This window comes from Microbacterium sp. JAI119 (genome assembly GCF_013410135.1).
GTDB classification, from domain to species: Bacteria; Actinomycetota; Actinomycetes; order Actinomycetales; family Microbacteriaceae; genus Microbacterium; species Microbacterium oxydans.
Genome location: NZ_JACCCK010000016.1, coordinates 1 through 2,336, shown reverse-complemented (window position 1 = coordinate 2,336; position 2,336 = coordinate 1). Strand labels below are relative to the sequence as shown.

General features: G+C 68.2%; 2 protein-coding genes. Both read left to right on the top strand.

What is annotated here, in order from left to right:
* Positions 1-135 precede the first annotated feature (135 nt).
* On the top strand, positions 136-1,464 hold the full coding sequence (gene istA, locus HDC31_RS19980) for an IS21 family transposase (RefSeq protein ID WP_113680318.1): 1,329 nt from the start codon (positions 136-138) through the stop codon (positions 1,462-1,464).
* Positions 1,461-2,273, top strand: a complete 813-nt coding sequence (gene istB, locus HDC31_RS19975; protein ID WP_068476904.1) for an IS21-like element helper ATPase IstB — start codon at positions 1,461-1,463, stop codon at positions 2,271-2,273. The genes istA and istB overlap by 4 nt, the downstream gene beginning before the upstream one ends.
* Positions 2,274-2,336 lie beyond the last annotated feature (63 nt).

Here is a 2,336-nt window from a genome sequence, read left to right as displayed (position 1 = left end):
TGACGGCGCTCACTGAAATTCCTCGGTTCTGCTCATCGAAATTCCCCACTCTGGGTCGCTCCGCCGCATGAGGCGGGCCTTCCTCGATGCTGGTGGTCTCTGACCACACACCAGCCCGAGGAAGGCCCTGTTCTCATGCTCTCAGAGAGGAGCAGCGTGGACATCCACGCTCTGAAACGGCAGGGGATGACGATCAGCGAGATCGCCCGCCGCACTCACCATGACCGCAAGACCATCCGCGCGTATCTGAACGGTGAACGCCAGCCCGGGATGCGTGAGCGCACCATCCCGGACTCGTTCGACGCGTTCGTCGACTACGCCACCGCGAGACTGACCGAGGACCCGCACCTGTGGGCGGTGACGCTGCTCGACGAGCTGCGACCGCTCGGTTACGAGGGGTCGTATCCGACGCTGACGCGGCAGATTCGTGCCCGCGGGCTGCGTCCGGCGTGCACCGCGTGCGCGCACGTCACCAAACGCGCAAACGCGGTCATCGAGCACCCGCCCGGGGAGGAGACCCAGTTCGATTGGGTCGAGATGCCCGAACCGCCCGCGCATTGGGGGTTCGGACGCAAGACCGCGTATGTCCTGGTCGGGTCGCTCGCGCACTCGGGTGTCTGGCGGGGCGTGATCTCCCCGTCGATGGACACCCCGCACCTGCTCGCCGCGATGACGACCCTGCTCGCCCTGCTGGGCGGGCTCACGAAGACCTGGCGGTTCGACCGGATGCGGACGGTCCTGGACCACCGCACCGGCGACCTGGTCCCGCAGTTCGCCGCGTTCGCGAAGCACCACGGCGTCACCGCGGTGGTCTGCCGGCCGAGGTCGGGGAACAGGAAGGGCGTGGTCGAGAAGAACAATCACACCGCCGCGCAACGCTGGTGGCGGACCTTGCCCGACGACCTCACCCTCGAGCAAGCGCAGGCCAGCCTGAACACGTTCGCCGCAGGGCAGGACGACCGGCGGCGTGAGGGCGAGCTCGGGACGACGACAGCGTCCGCCCTGTTCGTGAACGAGCGGCTCAGACCGCTACCTGCGGTTGTGTTCCCTGTGATCATCACAGAGGAGCGCACCGCGACCCGGCAAGCGCTGATCGACTGGCGCGGGAATCGCTACTCCGTCCCGCCCGAACTCGCCGCCGCGAAAGTCGAGGTCCGGCAGCGGCTCGGCGCGGACATCATCGACATCGCCACCGCATCGGGGACGGTCGTCGCCCGCCACCAGGTCGCCGAACCCGGCCTCGGCGTCACGATCCGCGACAGCGGCCATGTCACCGCACTGGAGGCCATCGCGATGGCGTCAGCGACACCAGGACGCCCGCACCGCCGCAAAGAACGCATCCCACCCGGCAGCGCCGCGCTGCGCGCTGCCGCAGCCCTCACCAGCGCTGCAGCGCAGCCTTCGACCGTGATCAGCCTGGCCGCTTACGAGCAGGCCGCGAAGAACAGGAACACCCTCCGATGACCACAACCACAGCCACCACGACGGCAGCGAGCGTCTATCAACAGCTGCGCGGCCACCTCACCGACCTGAAACTCGCCGACGCCGCGGACGCCCTCCCCGCCGTCCTCGACCAGGCGCAAGCCGAAGGATGGACCCTGACGCAGGCCCTCGAGCACCTACTGCGAGTCGAGGTCACCGCCACCGACGCCCGCCGCTTGGCTGGCCGGTTCCGTTTCGCGAACCTCCCCACCGGGCAGACCCTGGACGACTTCGATCACGACGCCGCATCCGGCATCGACCGGTCGCTGCTGGCCGAGCTCGGCACCTGCCGGTTCATCGACACCGCCACCAACGTGCTCCTGATCGGCCCGCCCGGCGTCGGGAAGACCCACATCGCCACCGGCCTCGGCCACGCCGCCGTCACCGCCGGCTACCGCGTCTACTTCACCTCCGCCGCCGACCTCGCCGCCCGCTGCCACCGCGCCGCGATCGAAGGCAAGTGGTCGACGATGATGCGTTTCTTCGCCGGTCCGACCCTGCTCATCATCGACGAGCTTGGCTACCTGCCACTACCCGGCGAGGCTGCCTCAGCCTTGTTCCAGGTCATCAACCAGCGCTACCTGAAGACCTCCATCGTGATCACCACGAACCGGCCGGTCGGAGCCTGGGGCGAGATCCTCGGCGACACCACCGTCGCCGCAGCCATGCTCGACCGACTCTTGCACCGATCCGTCGTGATCACCCTCGATGGAGCCTCTTACCGGCTCCGCCACCACGCCACCGCTGCAGACGAACTCCGCCGCGTCACGACCGGCACGAACCTGCGCTAACCTGACCACGCGACCTGAGGAATTCCGATGAGCAACTCTGGGGAATTTCGATGAGCGCCATCA